The organism is Parasaccharibacter apium (assembly GCF_002917995.1).
Taxonomy (GTDB): Bacteria; Pseudomonadota; Alphaproteobacteria; order Acetobacterales; family Acetobacteraceae; genus Bombella; species Bombella apis.
In genome coordinates this window covers 101,311-116,890 of record NZ_LMYH01000016.1, presented here as the reverse complement: position 1 = coordinate 116,890, position 15,580 = coordinate 101,311, and the positions used below count along the sequence as shown (strand labels likewise).

Annotated in this window: 13 protein-coding genes and 1 tRNA gene; 10 read left to right on the top strand and 4 right to left on the bottom strand. The window is 60.6% G+C overall.

Translation table 11 applies throughout. From position 1 onward, the window contains the following. Positions 1 to 35: 35 nt before the first annotated feature. Complete coding sequence (gene dnaJ, locus ASO19_RS08010; protein ID WP_103765762.1) at positions 36 to 1,178, top strand: molecular chaperone DnaJ; 1,143 nt, start codon at positions 36 to 38, stop codon at positions 1,176 to 1,178. Positions 1,179 to 1,190: 12 nt separating this feature from the next. Beyond that, on the top strand, positions 1,191 to 1,943 hold the full coding sequence (dapB, locus tag ASO19_RS08005) for a 4-hydroxy-tetrahydrodipicolinate reductase (protein WP_043558682.1): 753 nt from the start codon (positions 1,191 to 1,193) through the stop codon (positions 1,941 to 1,943). Positions 1,944 to 2,016: 73 nt separating this feature from the next. On the opposite strand, the gene ASO19_RS08000 is transcribed toward dapB, so the two are convergent. After that, complete coding sequence (locus ASO19_RS08000) at positions 2,017 to 3,144, bottom strand: DNA adenine methylase (RefSeq protein WP_219811872.1); 1,128 nt, start codon at positions 3,142 to 3,144, stop codon at positions 2,017 to 2,019. A 187-nt stretch (positions 3,145 to 3,331) separates the two neighbouring features. On the opposite strand from ASO19_RS08000, the gene metK reads away from it, so the two are divergent. The 7 genes from metK to ASO19_RS07965 all read left to right on the top strand — a co-directional run bounded on the left by metK (position 3,332) and on the right by ASO19_RS07965 (position 9,686). Further along, positions 3,332 to 4,516, top strand: coding sequence for a methionine adenosyltransferase (metK, locus tag ASO19_RS07995; RefSeq protein ID WP_081562489.1), 1,185 nt, complete (start codon positions 3,332 to 3,334; stop codon positions 4,514 to 4,516). A 60-nt stretch (positions 4,517 to 4,576) separates the two neighbouring features. Continuing rightward, positions 4,577 to 5,329 (top strand): tRNA (guanine(46)-N(7))-methyltransferase TrmB, encoded by a 753-nt coding sequence (trmB, locus tag ASO19_RS07990; protein ID WP_081562490.1) that lies wholly within the window; start codon positions 4,577 to 4,579, stop codon positions 5,327 to 5,329. Between the two features lie 51 nt (positions 5,330 to 5,380). Further along, entirely contained in the window at positions 5,381 to 7,030 is a 1,650-nt protein-coding gene (locus tag ASO19_RS07985; protein WP_258036060.1) for an electron transfer flavoprotein-ubiquinone oxidoreductase, read from the top strand. A gap of 69 nt (positions 7,031 to 7,099) precedes the next feature. Beyond that, entirely contained in the window at positions 7,100 to 7,849 is a 750-nt protein-coding gene (locus ASO19_RS07980) for an electron transfer flavoprotein subunit beta/FixA family protein (RefSeq protein WP_103765777.1), read from the top strand. Then, complete coding sequence (locus tag ASO19_RS07975) at positions 7,849 to 8,763, top strand: electron transfer flavoprotein subunit alpha/FixB family protein (RefSeq protein WP_103765761.1); 915 nt, start codon at positions 7,849 to 7,851, stop codon at positions 8,761 to 8,763. The genes ASO19_RS07980 and ASO19_RS07975 overlap by 1 nt, the downstream gene beginning before the upstream one ends. 190 nt (positions 8,764 to 8,953) lie before the next feature. Next, a tRNA-Pro gene (locus tag ASO19_RS07970) sits at positions 8,954 to 9,030 on the top strand. 290 nt (positions 9,031 to 9,320) lie between these two features. Further along, positions 9,321 to 9,686 (top strand): hypothetical protein, encoded by a 366-nt coding sequence (locus tag ASO19_RS07965; protein ID WP_081563347.1) that lies wholly within the window; start codon positions 9,321 to 9,323, stop codon positions 9,684 to 9,686. Between the two features lie 86 nt (positions 9,687 to 9,772). Here ASO19_RS07965 and hemH read toward each other — a convergent pair whose 3' ends face one another. The 3 genes from hemH to ASO19_RS07950 all read right to left on the bottom strand — a co-directional run bounded on the left by hemH (position 9,773) and on the right by ASO19_RS07950 (position 12,715). Beyond that, entirely contained in the window at positions 9,773 to 10,804 is a 1,032-nt protein-coding gene (hemH, locus tag ASO19_RS07960; RefSeq protein WP_103765760.1) for a ferrochelatase, read from the bottom strand. Between the two features lie 125 nt (positions 10,805 to 10,929). Further along, on the bottom strand, positions 10,930 to 11,994 hold the full coding sequence (locus ASO19_RS07955; protein WP_103765759.1) for an aspartate-semialdehyde dehydrogenase: 1,065 nt from the start codon (positions 11,992 to 11,994) through the stop codon (positions 10,930 to 10,932). A gap of 82 nt (positions 11,995 to 12,076) precedes the next feature. Beyond that, the gene (locus tag ASO19_RS07950) at positions 12,077 to 12,715 is read right to left on the bottom strand and encodes a 2OG-Fe(II) oxygenase family protein (protein ID WP_081563348.1); all 639 of its coding nucleotides are present in this window, start codon (positions 12,713 to 12,715) and stop codon (positions 12,077 to 12,079) included. A 142-nt stretch (positions 12,716 to 12,857) separates the two neighbouring features. Between ASO19_RS07950 and ASO19_RS07945 the strand changes: the two genes are divergently transcribed. Then, complete coding sequence (locus ASO19_RS07945) at positions 12,858 to 15,560, top strand: 2-oxoglutarate dehydrogenase E1 component (protein ID WP_103765758.1); 2,703 nt, start codon at positions 12,858 to 12,860, stop codon at positions 15,558 to 15,560. Positions 15,561 to 15,580: the final 20 nt, after the last annotated feature.

The following is a 15,580-nucleotide window of genomic DNA, read 5'->3' as shown; positions in this document are numbered from 1 at the left end:
CGGGTGTCCGCTCTCCTGCGTGACTGAGGATCACTATGGCTACACAGATGGATTATTACGAGACACTCAGTGTCTCCCGCTCCGCAAGCGGTGAAGAGATCAAAAAGGCCTATCGCAAGCTGGCCATGCGCTACCATCCCGACCGCAATCCGGGGGACGAAAAGGCCGAGCTGAAATTCAAGGAAGTCAATGCCGCTTACGAAGTGCTGAAAGACGACCAGAAACGGGCCGCCTATGACCGTTTCGGCCATGATGCCTTCCAGAACGGTATGGGCGGCAGCGGTGGAGCCGGTGGTTTTGGTGGCGGCTTCGGCGGTTTTGATGCTGGCGGTCTGGGCGACATTTTCGAGCAGATGTTCAATATGGGCGGACGTCGTGGCCGCCAGCAGCGTCAGGCCGAGGATGTACAGGTCCAGGTCGACATTTCCCTGACGGAAGCCTTCTCAGGCATCAGCAGGGAGATCGAAATCGCCACACGCAAGGCATGTTCCAGCTGTCATGGTTCAGGTTCGGCCGATCCCAACGCCAGCCGGCAGACCTGCCAGACCTGTCACGGGCAGGGTGCCGTGCGGGTACAGCAGGGCTTCTTCGTGGTGGAGCGCCCCTGCCCCACCTGTAACGGCGCAGGCCAGACTGTCAGCAATCCATGCCACAGCTGCCACGGCAGCGGTACGGAAGCCGCCAGAGAGACCGTAAAAATCGACATCCCGGCTGGGATCGAAGATGGCACCCGCATCCGTGTGGCAGGCAAGGGCGAAGCCGGAGGTGAAGGTGTCCAGCCCGGGGACCTTTATGTTCTGGTCACAGTGGACAGTCACAGCATCTTCGAGCGTGAAGGAGCCAATATCCACTGCCGTGTGCCCCTGCGCATGACACAGGCCGCTCTGGGCGACGAGATCGAAGTGCCGCTGATTGATGGTGGCCGGACAATGGTGAAAATCCCTGCCGGGACACAGACAGGCGACAATTTCCGCCTTCGTGGCAAGGGCTTCTCCGTCCTGCACTCCAAGGCACGAGGTGACATGTATATCCGCATCACCGTGGAAACACCCAGCCATCTGACCAAGCGCCAACGTGAGCTGCTGGAGGAGTTTGAGGCCGAAAGCGGTGACCACAGCAAAGGCAGCCCGGAACATACCGGCTTCTTTGCCCGTGTCAAAAAGCTCCTTGACCGGTAAAGGACACCAACGATGAGCAACACCTCCCCCCGCATCGGCATTGCTGGCATCACGGGGCGTCTTGGCCATCTCTGCGCCGAGGAGGCCGGGGCCCTTCTGGCTGGCGGCCTGTCCCGCACGGCAGACCCTGCCCGCAACATCGTCTCCAGCGCATCAGAACTGGCCAGCCGATGCGATGTCATCATTGATGTCAGCCATGCCAGTCTTGTCCCCGCCCATGCCAAAGCCTTCGCTGCGGCAGGCTGTGCCTGGGTTCTGGGCACAACAGGGCTGGACGGAGCAGCCCAGCAGGCCGTGCATGAAGCCGCCGGACAGGTAGCCGTTCTACAGGCGGCCAATTTCTCCCCGGCCCTGACGATGCTGCTTTCCCTGGCCCGTCAGCTCGGTGCCGCCCTGCCGGACTACGATGCTGAAATTCTGGAAGTCCATCACCGCCAGAAGCTGGATGCACCTTCTGGCACGGCGCTGGCCATCGGTCGAGCCGTAGCCGCAGGCCGGGATGATGACTTCGAGGCTGTCAGGCGGCTGGATCAGAACGGGAAACGGCCTGATGGTGCCATCGGCTTTGCCTCCCTGCGGGGCGGGCAGGTTGTTGGCGAGCATGATCTGCGCTTCTTTGCCGCTGATGAGGAAATCTCCCTCTCCCACCGGGCGCTGGACCGCCGTGTCTTCGCCCGTGGGGCACTGAAAGCCGCCCTCTGGCTGGCTGATCCCCGCCGTACCCCCGGCCTTTACGGGATGCAGGACGTACTGAACACACCCTGAGCCCCCTGCATCATGTGGGAGCTGCCAACAGGCAGGTCCCACATGCCATCCCGTCCTTTCTGGTCGTGTATCCTTACCTTTTGTCCACCAGATACAGATTCTCTGTTACATATCTGTCCCTGTCAGACAGATTCCGGCAGCCACGGAACGTGTTGTAACACGTATCCATGACACTCACCTCCCCCAAGGACCAGAGTTCCGATATGAAACGGTCACGCTTGATGAACCCTTCGGAATTATAGGAAATAAGCACGAAATCGGCTTTCACATTGTCAATGGCATCAAAGAGACGTGTCTCTGCATGTCGTGCCTTGTTGTAGAAAGATCTGTTCCACTCCTTCGGGATGCCGGAAACCCGACTGATATCAAGCGGTCTCCTGTAATCACATAAGATATTCAGCATGAAATAGTTCGATCCATAAGGATGCTGATTGTAAGGGGGATCAAAATAGGCAATGTCCACCTTCCCAACATCCCTTACAACGTCATTCGCATCGCCCTTATGAATGAACGACTCACAGGAAAAATGGCTCAGAACCGGCGCAACCACCTCAATATTCCGCATGATGCGGGACAAGGCATTGCGGGAATCTCCTCCAAACTGACCAAATCCGGCCCGATTCTTGTAAAATCCCTTGAAAACACCAGATGTATTCGTGTGCACGGAAGCTTGGGCAATGACCGGAGCAAGAACATACGGTTTCAGATGATCCGGTGTCTGGGCAAGAGCTCTACAAAAACTGTCCAGAAAAATGGCATTCCGTCTCGTGTAAAAAACTCTTTCTCCGTATTTTATGGTGCGATCATCCTGCGGAGCATATAATTCCGCAATGAAGCCCGGCTCGAAATTCGTTTCAACATCCCGTCTGATCCGCCGGATTTCATGATCCAGCTCATGAATATCAAGAGCCCCCCTGTTCGTCTGGTAGCAGGTATTCGTAACGAAGCTGTACTCTTCAAGATCATTGCAGTGGATACATCTAGCATGGCGTCTGGCCATGCGGGCCACGACGCCTGTTCCTGAAAAAAGGTCAAGAAAATCAATGTGATCCTTGCCAAGCCTTGTTTTCACATCGACGATGGCTGCCTCGATGAAATCCAGAAGCGCCCTTTTATTTCCCAGATAGGTAATCAGCTGGGTTCTGAGAAAATCCTCTTCTTCCCGGAACAGGATTTCATTTTCCCCTGCACATCCAGTCACTCTGAAACCTATCCTCTCATATTCACCATGCCCCTCCCATACAGCACATCCCGGCCATGCAGTAAGCCCGCTCTTGACCTCGAGGGCATTTTCAGCCAAGCGGTAGAACTCTTACTTCCTGTCACTTGTGCCTTTCGGGGGGCAGGGGCAGCCTCTTTTCACCACTCATTCCCTGTGAGGTCCCTGAGTGCGCAATCACGGCGATTTTCTCTTTACGTCTGAATCCGTTTCCGAAGGTCATCCCGACAAGGTGGCAGACCGTATCTCCGATACCGTCCTCGATGCTTACCTTGAGGCCGACCCGGAAGCCCGTGTAGCCTGTGAAACGCTGGTTACCACCAACCGTGTCATTCTGGCCGGTGAAGTCCGTGGCCCCAAGGCCGTGGAGGACACCCTGATCGACCGTGCCCGTCAGGCCATCAAGGACATCGGCTACGACCAGGAAGGCTTCTCCTGGAAAAAGGCCGAGATCACCTCCTTCCTCCATGCCCAGTCCGCTGACATTGCCGTCGGCGTGGACAGCGCAGGCGACAAGGATGAAGGGGCCGGTGACCAGGGCATCATGTTCGGTTTCGCTACACGTGAAACGGAAGAGCTGATGCCTGCTCCCCTGTTCTATGCCCAGAACATCCTTGAGCGCATCCGGGACTACCGCAAGCAGGGTGATGCCCGTGGCGTCGGCCTGCTGCCAGATGCCAAGAGCCAGGTCACGCTGCGCTATGTGGATGGCAAGCCGGTCGGTGCGACCTCCGTTGTCGTTTCCACGCAGCATGTCGAAGGAATGCGGCAGAACACCATCCGTGAGATGGTGCGTGAGACCGTGCGTGAAGTCCTGCCGGAAGGCTGGATGTGCCCGGAACACGAATTCTACGTCAACCCGACGGGCAACTTCGTCATCGGTGGGCCGGATGGTGATGCCGGTCTGACAGGCCGCAAGATCATCGTGGACACCTATGGCGGTGCCGCCCCTCACGGTGGCGGGGCTTTCTCCGGCAAGGACCCCACCAAGGTGGACCGTTCCGCCGCCTATGCCGCCCGCTACCTCGCCAAGAACGTGGTAGCTGCCGGTCTGGCCGACCGCTGCACCATCCAGCTCAGCTACGCCATCGGCGTCTCCCGCCCGCTTTCCGTCTATGTCGATCTCGACGGCTCCGGCAAGGATGTGGATGAGGTCCGCCTCGGCTCCCTGCTGAACGAGATGGTGGACCTTTCTCCCCGTGGCATCCGTGAACGCCTGCGCCTGAACCGCCCCATCTACGCCAAGACGGCTGCCTACGGGCATTTTGGCCGTATTCCGGACCCAGCCTTGGACAACTTCACATGGGAGAACACCGACCTGGCCGAGCAGCTCAAGAGCGCGCTCAACCGCTGAGTCTGTCTCCATGGAGGGGGCTGTCCCCCTCCACCCTTCAGGCCCCTTCTCCCGACCCGCATGGACCATGCGTTGAGGGTGGGGGCTTTTTGCCATTTTCAGACTGTGTATCGACCGTTGCCTGACGACATCAAACCCCAGCCCGAACGTCTCTATGGCCGCCAGCGTGGCCATCCTCTCCGCCCCCGCCAGCAGCGCCTGCTGGATGAGGCCCTGCCCCGTGTGCATTTCCGCAACATGGCCGACCCGCTGAAGGGCTTCGGGAAGCCGGTTTCAAAGCTCTATCTGGAAATCGGATTCGGTGGCGGTGAACATGCCTTCGATCAGGCGGCCCGGAACCCCGAGACAGGCTACATCGCCTCGGAAGTGTTCGATAACGGCGTCTGCTCCCTCCTCTCCCGCATCATTCCCGAAGGCGAAGAGGCCACGGCCACCGGTCCTGACAACCTGCGCCTCTGGGCGGAAGATGGTCGCCAGCTGCTGAAGGGCCTGCCCGATGGCTGCCTGGACCGGGCCTACCTCATGTTCCCGGACCCGTGGCCGAAAGCACGCCATGCCAAACGGCGTTTCATCCATCCCGAAAACATCCGGCAGATGGCCAGACTCCTCAAGCCCGGTGCCCACTGGCGAGTGGCCAGCGACCATCCCGTCTATCAGGAGTGGGTCACGGAGGTGATGGGCCAGCAGGACCTCTTCGAGGCTCCAGCCCCTGCACTGGAACGGCCTGAGGGCTGGTCCCCCACCCGTTATGAGGCCAAGGCCTTCCGTGAAGGACGGCAGCCTTTTTACTGGACCTTCACACGGAAAGGGTGAGATACGTCCCCCGTACAGCTTCATGTTTCAGGCAGCCAGCAGGAGTACGCCATGACGCAGCCACAGAGCGATAACACCGCCATTGAACGGGAAGAAATGGCTTTTGATGTTGTCATCGTGGGTGGGGGGCCTGCCGGACTGACGGCGGCCATCCGGCTGAAACAGGAAAATCCGGACCTCTCCGTCTGTCTGCTGGAAAAGGGCAGCGAAGTCGGCGCCCATATCGTCTCTGGCGCCGTACTGGAGCCCACAACGCTGGCCGAACTCTTCCCGGACTGGAAAGAACGGGGGGCCCCGCTGGATACACCCGTCAGCAGTGAAAAGCTGCTGTTCCTGACCAGAAAGGCCGCTCTCCCCGTCCCGGCCCTGCATCTGCTCATGCCGCAGATGGACAACCGGGGAAATTACGTCATCTCTCTCGGAGCCTTCTGCCGCTGGCTGGGAGAACAGGCCGAGGCTCTGGGAGTCGAAATCTATCCCGGTTTCGCCGGAGCTGACCTCTTCATCGAGAATGGCAGGGTCTGCGGTATCATCACCGGGGACATGGGCGTGAACCGGAAGGGAGAAGAAAAACCGGACTACATGCCGGGCATGATCCTGCGGGCCAGCCAGACCATTCTGGCCGAAGGTGCCCGTGGCTCCCTGAGCAAGAAGGCCATGAACACCTTCGAGCTCCGCAAGGGGGCCGACCCACAGACCTTCGGCCTTGGCATCAAGGAAGTCTGGGAAATTCCGGCAGAAAAACACCGCCCCGGCTTCGTGCAGCACAGCTTCGGCTGGCCGCTGGACACACACACCTACGGCGGGGCCTTCCTCTACCATTTCGGGAAAAATCTCGTCTCCTACGGCTTCATCACGGCCCTGGATTACCGCAACCCGTGGCTGTCACCGTTCGAGGAAATGCAGCGCACCAAGCAGCACCCGGCCTTCCGGGAGCATTTCGAGGGTGGCCGGCGCATCATCTACGGGGCACGGGCCATCTCTGAGGGAGGCGTGCAGTCCCTGCCCCATCCGGTCTTCCCCGGAGGGGTGCTGACAGGCGATTGTGCCGGCTTCCTCAACATGCCCAAGATCAAGGGCATCCATACCTCCATGAAATCTGGCATCATCGCTGCCGAGGCGGTGATGGACGCCATCCAGAATGAGCGGGCCGAAGCGTCTTCCTACATGGACCGCCTCAAAAGCTCGTGGCTGTGGAAGGAACTGCACGCCGCCCGCAACATCCGTCCGGCCTTCTCGCACTGGGGGATGCTGGGCGGGGCCCTCTATAGCGGAATCGACAGCATGATCTTCCGCGGGCAGGCCCCGTGGACGCTGCGCCATCGCCATGCCGACAACGAGACGATGATCCCGGCAGAAAAGGCCCCAAAAATCAGCTACCCCAAGGCGGACGGGACACTGACCTTCAACCGGGCCGAGTCCGTCTTCCTCAGCAATCTGAGCCATGATGAGGACCAGCCCGTACACCTGAAAGTGCAGGACATGGCCACATGGAAAGAGGTCAACCTGACCCGCTTCGCCGCACCGGAGAGCCGCTACTGCCCGGCTGGTGTCTATGAGACCAGCGAAACGGACGAGCTGGTCATCAATGCCCAGAACTGTGTGCACTGCAAGAGCTGCGACATCAAAGACCCGGACCAGAACATCACCTGGTGCACGCCAGAGGGCAGCAGCGGGCCCAACTATCCTTCCGGGATGTGACTTTTGAGACAAAAGGGGATAGTCTGAAGACAGTTTCACTTTGAGCCGCGACAGCAACAAAGGATGACCATGAAGGTTCTTGTCCCCGTCAAAAGGGTTGTTGATTACAACATCAAGCCGCGTGTCGCGGCTGATGGTAGTGGTGTCGAAACGCAGGGCGTGAAAATGTCCATGAATCCGTTCGACGAAATTGCACTGGAGGAGGCCCTCCGCCTTCGTGAGAAAGGCCAGGCTGACGAGGTGGTTGCTGTTACCATCGGGGCACAGGTCGCTCAGGATGTTCTGCGCACGGCCATGGCCATGGGTGCCGACAGGGCCATCCTCATCCAGACCGATGCCGAAGTCGAACCCCGTGCCGTCTCCAGCCTTCTCAATGCCGTTGTGGAGAAAGAACAGCCGGGTCTTGTCTCCATGGGCAAACAGGCCATTGATGACGACATGAACGCCACAGGCCAGATGCTGGCCGCCCGTCTGGGCTGGCCGCAGGGGACCTTCGCCAGCAAGGTGGAAATTGCCGATGGCAGGGTCGAGGTCGCCCGTGAGGTCGATGGCGGAACGGAAACCGTCTCCCTGAGCCTGCCAGCCGTCATCACAGCGGACCTGCGCCTCAACGAGCCACGCTATGCTTCCCTGCCCAACATCATGAAGGCCCGCAAGAAACCGCTGGAAACGATCGAGGCCGGTTCCCTCGGCGTGGACCTGACGCCGCACCTGAAGATCGTCAGCGTGGCGGAGCCGCCGGAACGCAAGGCCGGTGTCATTGTGGAAACGGTGGAAGAGCTGGTCGAAAAGCTCAAGACGGAAGCGAAGGTGATCTGATGACCGCACTTGTTCTGATTGAAGCCGAAAACGGCAGGATCCGTCAGGGCTCCCGCTCCGCCGTTGCCGCTGCCTCCCGCTTTGGCGATGTCGATGCCCTGCTTCTGGGCAAGGCAGGAACAGAGGCCGCCAGCAAACTGCCGGGCATCCGCAAGGTCCTGCATGTCCCCGCACTGGACCATGCTCTGGCCGAACCTGCGGCTGCCCTGCTGGCCAGCCTGGCAGAGTCTTACAGCCATATCCTCTCCGCAGCGTCCTCCACTGGCAAAAACATCCTGCCCCGCCTCGCTGGTCTGCTGGACGCCCAGCCGATCTCCGACGTCGTGGCCATCAAGGATGATGCCACCTTTGTGCGGCCCATCTATGCGGGCAATGCACTGGCTACCGTGCAGTCCAGCGACAGCATCAAAATCATGACTGTCCGCTCCTCCAGCTTCGACCCCGTGGAAGAAGAAGGTGGCAGTGCCCCCATCGACGTGCTGGACGCTCCGGCAGATGACGGCAAAAGCAGCTTCGTAAAACTGGAGCAGAGCCAGTCTGACCGGCCGGAGCTGGAAGTGGCCCGTGTGGTCATCTCTGGCGGCAAGGGCCTCAAGGATGCCAGCAACTTCCATACCCTGCTGGAACCAGTGGCCGACAAGCTGGGCGCTGCCATCGGGGCCTCCCGTGCGGCTGTTGATTCCGGCTTTGCGCCCAATGAGATGCAGGTCGGACAGACCGGCAAGGTCGTGGCCCCCGAACTCTATATCGCCACCGGCCTCTCTGGGGCCATCCAGCATCTCGCCGGGATGAAGGACAGCCGTGTGATCGTTGCCATCAACATCGACCCTGAAGCACCGATCTTCAAAGTGGCCGATTATGGCATGATCGGGGATCTCTTCGAGCTTCTCCCCGCTCTGGAAAAAGCCCTCTGAGGCACCCGGCAGGCGAGGCAGACACGCCCCTTTGCCCGGTTCTTTGCAAAAACCCGCTCTTCCTTCTGGGAGGCGGGTTTTTTTGCGTGTCATGCCCATTTCTGTAAAGAAGGCTTCATTTTTCTATAAAAACAGTCCGTTTGCCCCTTGCGCCTTTCCCTGATGAAGGGTAGGAATAGCCCCACAAAGTCGGAGTGTAGCTCAGCCTGGTAGAGCACTGTGTTCGGGACGCAGGGGCCGGAGGTTCGAATCCTCTCACTCCGACCATTTCATCCCCTGACAATTCCATTTTCTTTCGTTGGCCAGGCAGGTTGTCTTTCCCGGCGTGGTCCCTTTGTCATGTTGGCGCTCCCCATAGTGTGATCGTATCATTAAAGTAAAGATTAACCTTTAGCATCCTTTCCAGCCCTGTCCCTCTCCCCATATCATGAAGGGGCAATGGACGCTCTCTCCATTATGAGCAATAAGAGGGCGTGCCTTTCATCATGATGGCCGAAACCGGACGCCACTCATCCATGACCAACAGGCCAGTCTCATTTTTCTGCAAGGATCAGATCATGACCCGCAAGATTTACTCTCTCATCGCTGCTGCCGTGCTGGCCGGTTCTGCTGCTCCAGCCATGGCCGAGCCGGGTGGTTGCCTGAAATATGGTGCCGCCGGGGCCGTAGCTGGCCATGTTGCCCATAAGCATGGCGTAATCGGTGCTGTAGGCGGCTGCGCCGTCGGCATGTATCAGCGCCACAAATACCGCAAGAGCATCGCCGAGAAAGCTGCCCTGTGGGAGAAGGAACATCCTGTCGACAGCAAGCAGAATGGTTCCGGCTGGTGGCAGAACAACCATTCTGCTGCTGCGACAAACCAGAAGGCCCAGTGGTACGATGCCGAACATCCGGAAAGTGACGCACAGCCTGCGGCTCACTGATGCCTGACCGTTCCTGTGTGAACAGAAAAACCCGGCCAGAAATGGCCGGGTTTTTTCATGCCTGAACGGAATGTTCCTTCACCCAGTCAGAACTGGAACCCTTTCATGGCCTGCCGGGAGAGGGTCTCCAGCAACGTGACAGCCTCTGGCGCATCATTCAGGCAGGGGATGAAAGCAAATTCCTCACCCCCCGCTTCCATGAATTCCTTACGCACCTCACGACCAATTTCATCCAGCGTTTCGATGCAGTCCGCCATGAAACCGGGCATGATGACGGCAATCTTCGTGATCCCCTGTTTCGGCAGGGCCGAGATGTAAGGGGCCGTATAAGGCTGCAACCATTCCATGGGGCCGAAGCGTGACTGGAAGGTCAGCGGAACCTCCTCCTCGCTCAGACCCAGAGCCGCCGCCAGAGCTTTCGTCGTGCGGACACATTCATCCCGGTAGGAGTCGCCCTTCTCCACGAACTCTTTCGGCAGGCCATGATAGGAGGCCACCAGACGCTGCGGCGTGAAAGACAGTCCCTCATAAACCCGGCGCACGGAAGCCACCAGGGCCTCAATGAACCGTGGATGATCCGGGAAGGAAGGAACCGTCAGCACGGAAGGCTGACGCCGCAGGCGCATCAGGGCACGGAACAGCTGGTCATTGGCCGTTGCGGTCGTCGTGGCGGAATATTGCGGATAGAGAGGAATGCTGACGATACGGTCACAACCCTGGTCCATCAGCTCCGCCACGGCCTGCTTCACAGAGGGCTGGCCATAGCGCATCCCCCAGGCCACCGGGATTCCATCCGGGGCCAGACGCTCGGCCAGCCCTTCCGCCTGCTTGCGGGTGAAGACACGCAGAGGGGAGGCATTCTCCTCCCTGTCCCAGATGCGGGCATAGTTGGCCCCACTGGCCGAGGGCCGACGGGCCAGCACCAGCGTGTTGAGGATCGGCTGCCAGATGAGGGGATGGGCCTCAATCACCCGCCTGTCTGAAAGAAACTCCCTCAGATAGCGGCGGACGGAGAAATACCCCGTATCATCCGGCGTGCCGAGATTGACGAGAAGAACACCAACCCGCCCCCCGGAGGGAACAGGCGTGCGAGGAGGCGTGTAAGTGAAATAAGACATAGCTCATCCACTATGGAGACAGCACCACCTTTTGGGAAGAGGATTTCACTTACACTCTTTTACAGGCATAACTTATGAAAAGATTCCACCAGAAAGGCAGAACCTTTTCCAGAAAGTAACGCCTTTTACGCCGGCTCTTCCGGGCGGGCAACCGGCTGCCAGAGCGGCGAGTTCTTGCCGATCAGATGCTGCTCATGCAGGCTTTCGGCAATCTGCACGGCATTGAGGGCTGCTCCCTTGCGGAGATTGTCCGACACGCACCAGAAGGCCAGACCATTCTCCACGGTCGGGTCGATGCGCAGGCGGGACACATAGGTGTCATCCTCACCCACACATTCGATCGGAGTGACGTAACCGCCATCTTCCCGCTCGTCCCGCAGCACGACGCCCGGAGCCTTCCGCAGGGCGGCACGGGCCTTCTCCAGATCGACCGGCTTCTCACACTCGATGCTGATGGCCTCGGAATGACCGATGAAGACCGGCACACGCACGCAGGTGGCCAGAACCTTGATGTCCGGGTCCAGAATCTTGCGGGTCTCGACCGCCATCTTCCATTCTTCCTTAGTGGAACCATCCTCCATGAAGCGGTCGATATGCGGGATCAGGTTGAAGGCGATCTGCTTGGTGAACTGGGCAATGGTCGGTGCGTCATTCACGAAGCTGCCCTTCGTCTGGCTGAACAGCTCATCCATGCCTGACTTCCCGGCTCCCGACACGGCCTGATAGGTGGACACCACCACACGCCTGATGCGGAACAGGTCATGCAGCGGCTTCAGGGCCACCATCATCTGGGCGGTGGAGCAGTTGGGGTTGGCGATGATGCCCTTGCGGGCCTTCTTCAGGGCAGCTGCATTGACCTCCGGCACCACGAGCGGCACGCCCGGCTCCATGCGGAAATGGGACGTGTTGTCCACGACCAGACATTTCGCTGCCGCAGCCTTGGGGGCATACTTTGCAGATACCGCCCCACCGGGAGAAAACAGGGCGATATCCCAGCCCGTGAAATCGAACGTCTCCAGATTCTGGACCTTCAGGACCTTCTTCTCACCAAAGGACACCTCACGCCCGGCAGACCGGGCGGAGGCCAGTGCCACGATGTCATCCACCGGGAACTGACGTTCCGCCAGTGTCTTCAGAATCTCACGCCCAACAGCCCCTGTCGCTCCAACGACGGCAACCCTGTAACCCATTCTCTCATTCTCCCTCGGGCAGGGCCCAACCCCGCCCCGTTTCATTCAGAAACCCATCCGGGCCTCATTATAAGAGCTGTCTCTACCCGAAAAAAGGCAACCGCTTGCAGAAGGCAGACACATGATGGCGCACCAGCTCATACCGGGCACGGCCATCCCGCGCCATGTAATTGAGCTGGACCGTGTGGCGTGCCCCCACATAGGGGCGGTGGCCGTGCCATGTGTCCGGCCCATTCGGAAAAATGACCAGCGTACCACCAACAGGCGGAATCTCGCTGGCATAATCCTCCACATCATCAGGCCCGTTGAGAAAACGCAGGCACCCCCCCTTGTGATCCCAATCCTTTTCCGGGTCATTGAGATAGAGCAGGATGGTCACACGCTTGGAGGCACTGTCCCTGTGTATGCGGCCATCCTTGGCCCGTGTCTGGCCCCGCATGGTCACCATGCTGGGCGCAGAACGGACATCCAGCCCGAATTTCTCAGAGACGATCTCTTTCAGCCGGGGCCCGGCAAAGTCTTCCATCATGGCCTTGAGCTCGGGATGGAGCTCCAGCGCCCCGATGGGGAAAGACCCGCCCGCCCGTATCTCCGGCAGCAGGGACACAGCCCGGGCCAGCGACGGCCCCGCAAGGAAATCCGGCACCACAATGTGCGGACATGGCACCCGGCTGACCACGGCCCGCCTGACAGCCTCGTAATTGATAGAAATCGTACTCATGGTGACAGTCACGCTACCGCCCTCCGGCAGGGCAGGCAAGCCGTCCCCGCCCCTCTGACGACAAGGTGAGGGAAGATTTTGCCTTCCCGGCACGATCGGTTAAAAATACCCTCCCAGCGAGGCAAGAAGGAAAGATGCCATCATGACGGGCTCACCGAACCACCAGAATGCGATCAATGGCGAAAACATCGCCTATCTCGGTGAGCTGTACACCCAGTGGCTGGAGGACCCGGCCTCCGTCCCTTCCGACTATGACACGCTGTTCGCCACCATGGGCGACCCTGCCAGACATGAGACAGGCCCGCACGCCACGGTCCCGGACGTCAGCCTGCGGGATGAACGGCTGAAGGAGGCCTTCCGCCTCTGCGGGCATCTCCAGGCAGAGCTGGACCCGCTGGGCCTGCGCCCTGCCCGCCAGATCGATGCCCTCACCCCCGACAGCCAGACCGACCCCACCCTGTTGGCCCGCCTGAAACGGACCTATTGCGGGCCGATCGGGGCGGAGTTCATGCATCTTCAGGACAGCCAGCAGCGGCAGTGGTGGATCGACCATCTGGAAGAAAAACCGGCCACCGCCCTGCCCCTCTCGCAGGAGCGCATCCTGAGCCTGCTCACCCGTGCCGAAGGCTTCGAGACCTTCTGCCAGCAGCGTTTCACCGGGATGCGCCGTTTCGGCCTTGAAGGCGGAGAAAGCCTCATCGTCGCCCTTCAGGCCCTGCTGAATGAGGCGGCACGGGACGGCGTGCGCTCCATCTCGCTCGGCATGCCCCATCGGGGGCGGCTGAATGTCATGGCCAACATCCTGCGCAAGCCTTATGCCGCCATCTTCAGCGAATTCGCAGGCAAGGCCTTCTACCCGGAAGGCATCCGGGTCTCCGGGGACGTGAAGTACCATCTGGGCACCACGACCACCATCCGGCAGGGCCGCCACGAGATCCGCATCTCCCTCCTCCCCAACCCGTCCCATCTGGAGGCGGTGGACCCTGTCGTGCTGGGCCGTGTCCGGGCCGACCAGGACAGGGACAGGGATGAGGACCGCCAGAAGCATCTGGGAATTCTCGTCCACGGGGACGCCGCCTTCGCCGGGCAGGGCGTGGTGTATGAAACACTCCAGCTGTCCCGGCTGGAAGGATACCGTACCGGCGGCACGGTGCATCTCATCATCAACAATCAGGTGGGCTTCACCACCAGCCCGGACTCGGCCCATTCCGGCATCTGGAACACCGACATCGCCAAGACCGTGCAGGCCCCCATCCTGCACGTGAATGGCGACAACCCCGAGGCCGTGGCCCGCTGTGCCGCCCTTGCCCATGAATGGCGGAAGACCTTTGCCAGCGACATCGTGATGGACATCATCAGCTACCGCCGCCACGGCCATAACGAGACGGACGACCCCGCCTTCACGCAGCCTGCGATGGTGCAGACCATCAGCCAGCACCCGACACTCCGCCGCCTCTATGCCGAGAAGGTTCTGGCCGAGACGGACATCCACCCTGCCGAGGTGGAGGCCCTGTGGGATGATGTGCAGGCCCAGCTCCATCAGGCCTTCGAGGATGCCGACACCTACCAGCCGGACCCGACCGACTGGCTGGATTACAGCCCGCAGGACCCCACCCGCCTGCTGGACACGCCCGAACGCATCCAGCCCATGACGGGCGTGCCCCTGCCCCGGCTCCAGCAGGTTGGGGAAGCGATGACAGCCATTCCGGCGGATTTCACCGTCCATCCCCGTCTGGCCCGGCAGCTTCGGGCGAAGCAGGCCACGCTGGCCGAGGGCGGCCCGGTGGACTGGGCCACGGCAGAGGCCCTTGCCTTTGGCACGCTGGCCCTTGATGGCCACGCCATACGCCTCTCCGGGCAGGATTGCGGCCGGGGAACCTTCAGCCAGCGCCATGCCGTGCTGACGGACCAGCATACGGGCCATCACTACACGCCGCTGGCCCATATCGCCCCCCGGCAGGCTCCCGTGAACGTGTGGAACTCCCCCCTCTCCGAATATGGCGTGATGGGGTTCGAGTATGGCTATTCTCTGGGCAACCCGGATGCGCTGGTGCTGTGGGAAGGCCAGTTTGGCGACTTTGCCAACGGGGCGCAGATCATCATCGACCAGTTCCTTGCAGCCGGAGAGACAAAATGGCTGCGGACATCCGGCCTGACCCTGCTCCTGCCCCACGGCTATGAGGGAGCCGGGCCGGAACATTCCTCCGCCCGCCCGGAGCGCTTCCTCCAGCTCTGTGCCGAGAACAACATGCGGGTCTGCATGCCCTCCAGCCCGGCGAGCTTCTTCCATCTGCTCCGGCGGCAGATCGCCCGCCGCTGCCGCAAGCCGCTGGTCGTGTTCAGCCCCAAGTCGCTCCTGCGGCACAAGCAGGCCGTCTCCCTGCTCAGCGAGATGGGACCGCAGACACGCTTTGCGCCCGTCATTGCCGATGCCACCTGCGCCGGTGGCGCACGGCGGGTCATCCTGTGCAGTGGCAAGGTCTATTACGACCTCCTCCAACAAAGGGAAGACGCCGGACTGAAACACTGCGCCATCATCCGGCTGGAGCAGCTCTATCCTTTCCCCCATCATGCCCTGGCCGAAGAGCTGGGTCATCACCCCCAGGCAGAAGACGTCATCTGGTGTCAGGAAGAGCCGGAAAATGGCGGGGCCTGGCAGTTCGTGGACCGGCGCATCGAAGCCTGCCTGCGGGAGATCGGCCATGCCTGCACCCGCCCGCATTATGCCGGGCGCAAGGCCTCCGCCTCACCCGCCACCGGGCTGCCCGGCATCCACCAGGCCGAGCAGGAAACGCTCATCCGGCAGGCCTTGGGGCTGGAGGCCGCCTCCCCATCCATCGACTGATCCTTCATTCAAGACGTAAA

Excerpts from the sequence above, each read along its gene's own strand:
- dnaJ (WP_103765762.1), top strand. The coding sequence starts at position 36 with ATGGCTACACAGATGGATTATTACGAGACACTCAGTGTCTCCCGCTCC.
- dapB (WP_043558682.1), top strand. The coding sequence starts at position 1,191 with ATGAGCAACACCTCCCCCCGCATCGGCATTGCTGGCATCACGGGGCGT.
- trmB (WP_081562490.1), top strand. The coding sequence starts at position 4,577 with ATGGACCATGCGTTGAGGGTGGGGGCTTTTTGCCATTTTCAGACTGTG.
- ASO19_RS07985 (WP_258036060.1), top strand. The coding sequence starts at position 5,381 with ATGACGCAGCCACAGAGCGATAACACCGCCATTGAACGGGAAGAAATG.
- ASO19_RS07980 (WP_103765777.1), top strand. The coding sequence starts at position 7,100 with ATGAAGGTTCTTGTCCCCGTCAAAAGGGTTGTTGATTACAACATCAAG.
- ASO19_RS07975 (WP_103765761.1), top strand. The coding sequence starts at position 7,849 with ATGACCGCACTTGTTCTGATTGAAGCCGAAAACGGCAGGATCCGTCAG.
- ASO19_RS07965 (WP_081563347.1), top strand. The coding sequence starts at position 9,321 with ATGACCCGCAAGATTTACTCTCTCATCGCTGCTGCCGTGCTGGCCGGT.
- hemH (WP_103765760.1), bottom strand. The coding sequence starts at position 10,804 with ATGTCTTATTTCACTTACACGCCTCCTCGCACGCCTGTTCCCTCCGGG.
- ASO19_RS07955 (WP_103765759.1), bottom strand. The coding sequence starts at position 11,994 with ATGGGTTACAGGGTTGCCGTCGTTGGAGCGACAGGGGCTGTTGGGCGT.
- ASO19_RS07950 (WP_081563348.1), bottom strand. The coding sequence starts at position 12,715 with ATGAGTACGATTTCTATCAATTACGAGGCTGTCAGGCGGGCCGTGGTC.
- ASO19_RS07945 (WP_103765758.1), top strand. The coding sequence starts at position 12,858 with ATGACGGGCTCACCGAACCACCAGAATGCGATCAATGGCGAAAACATC.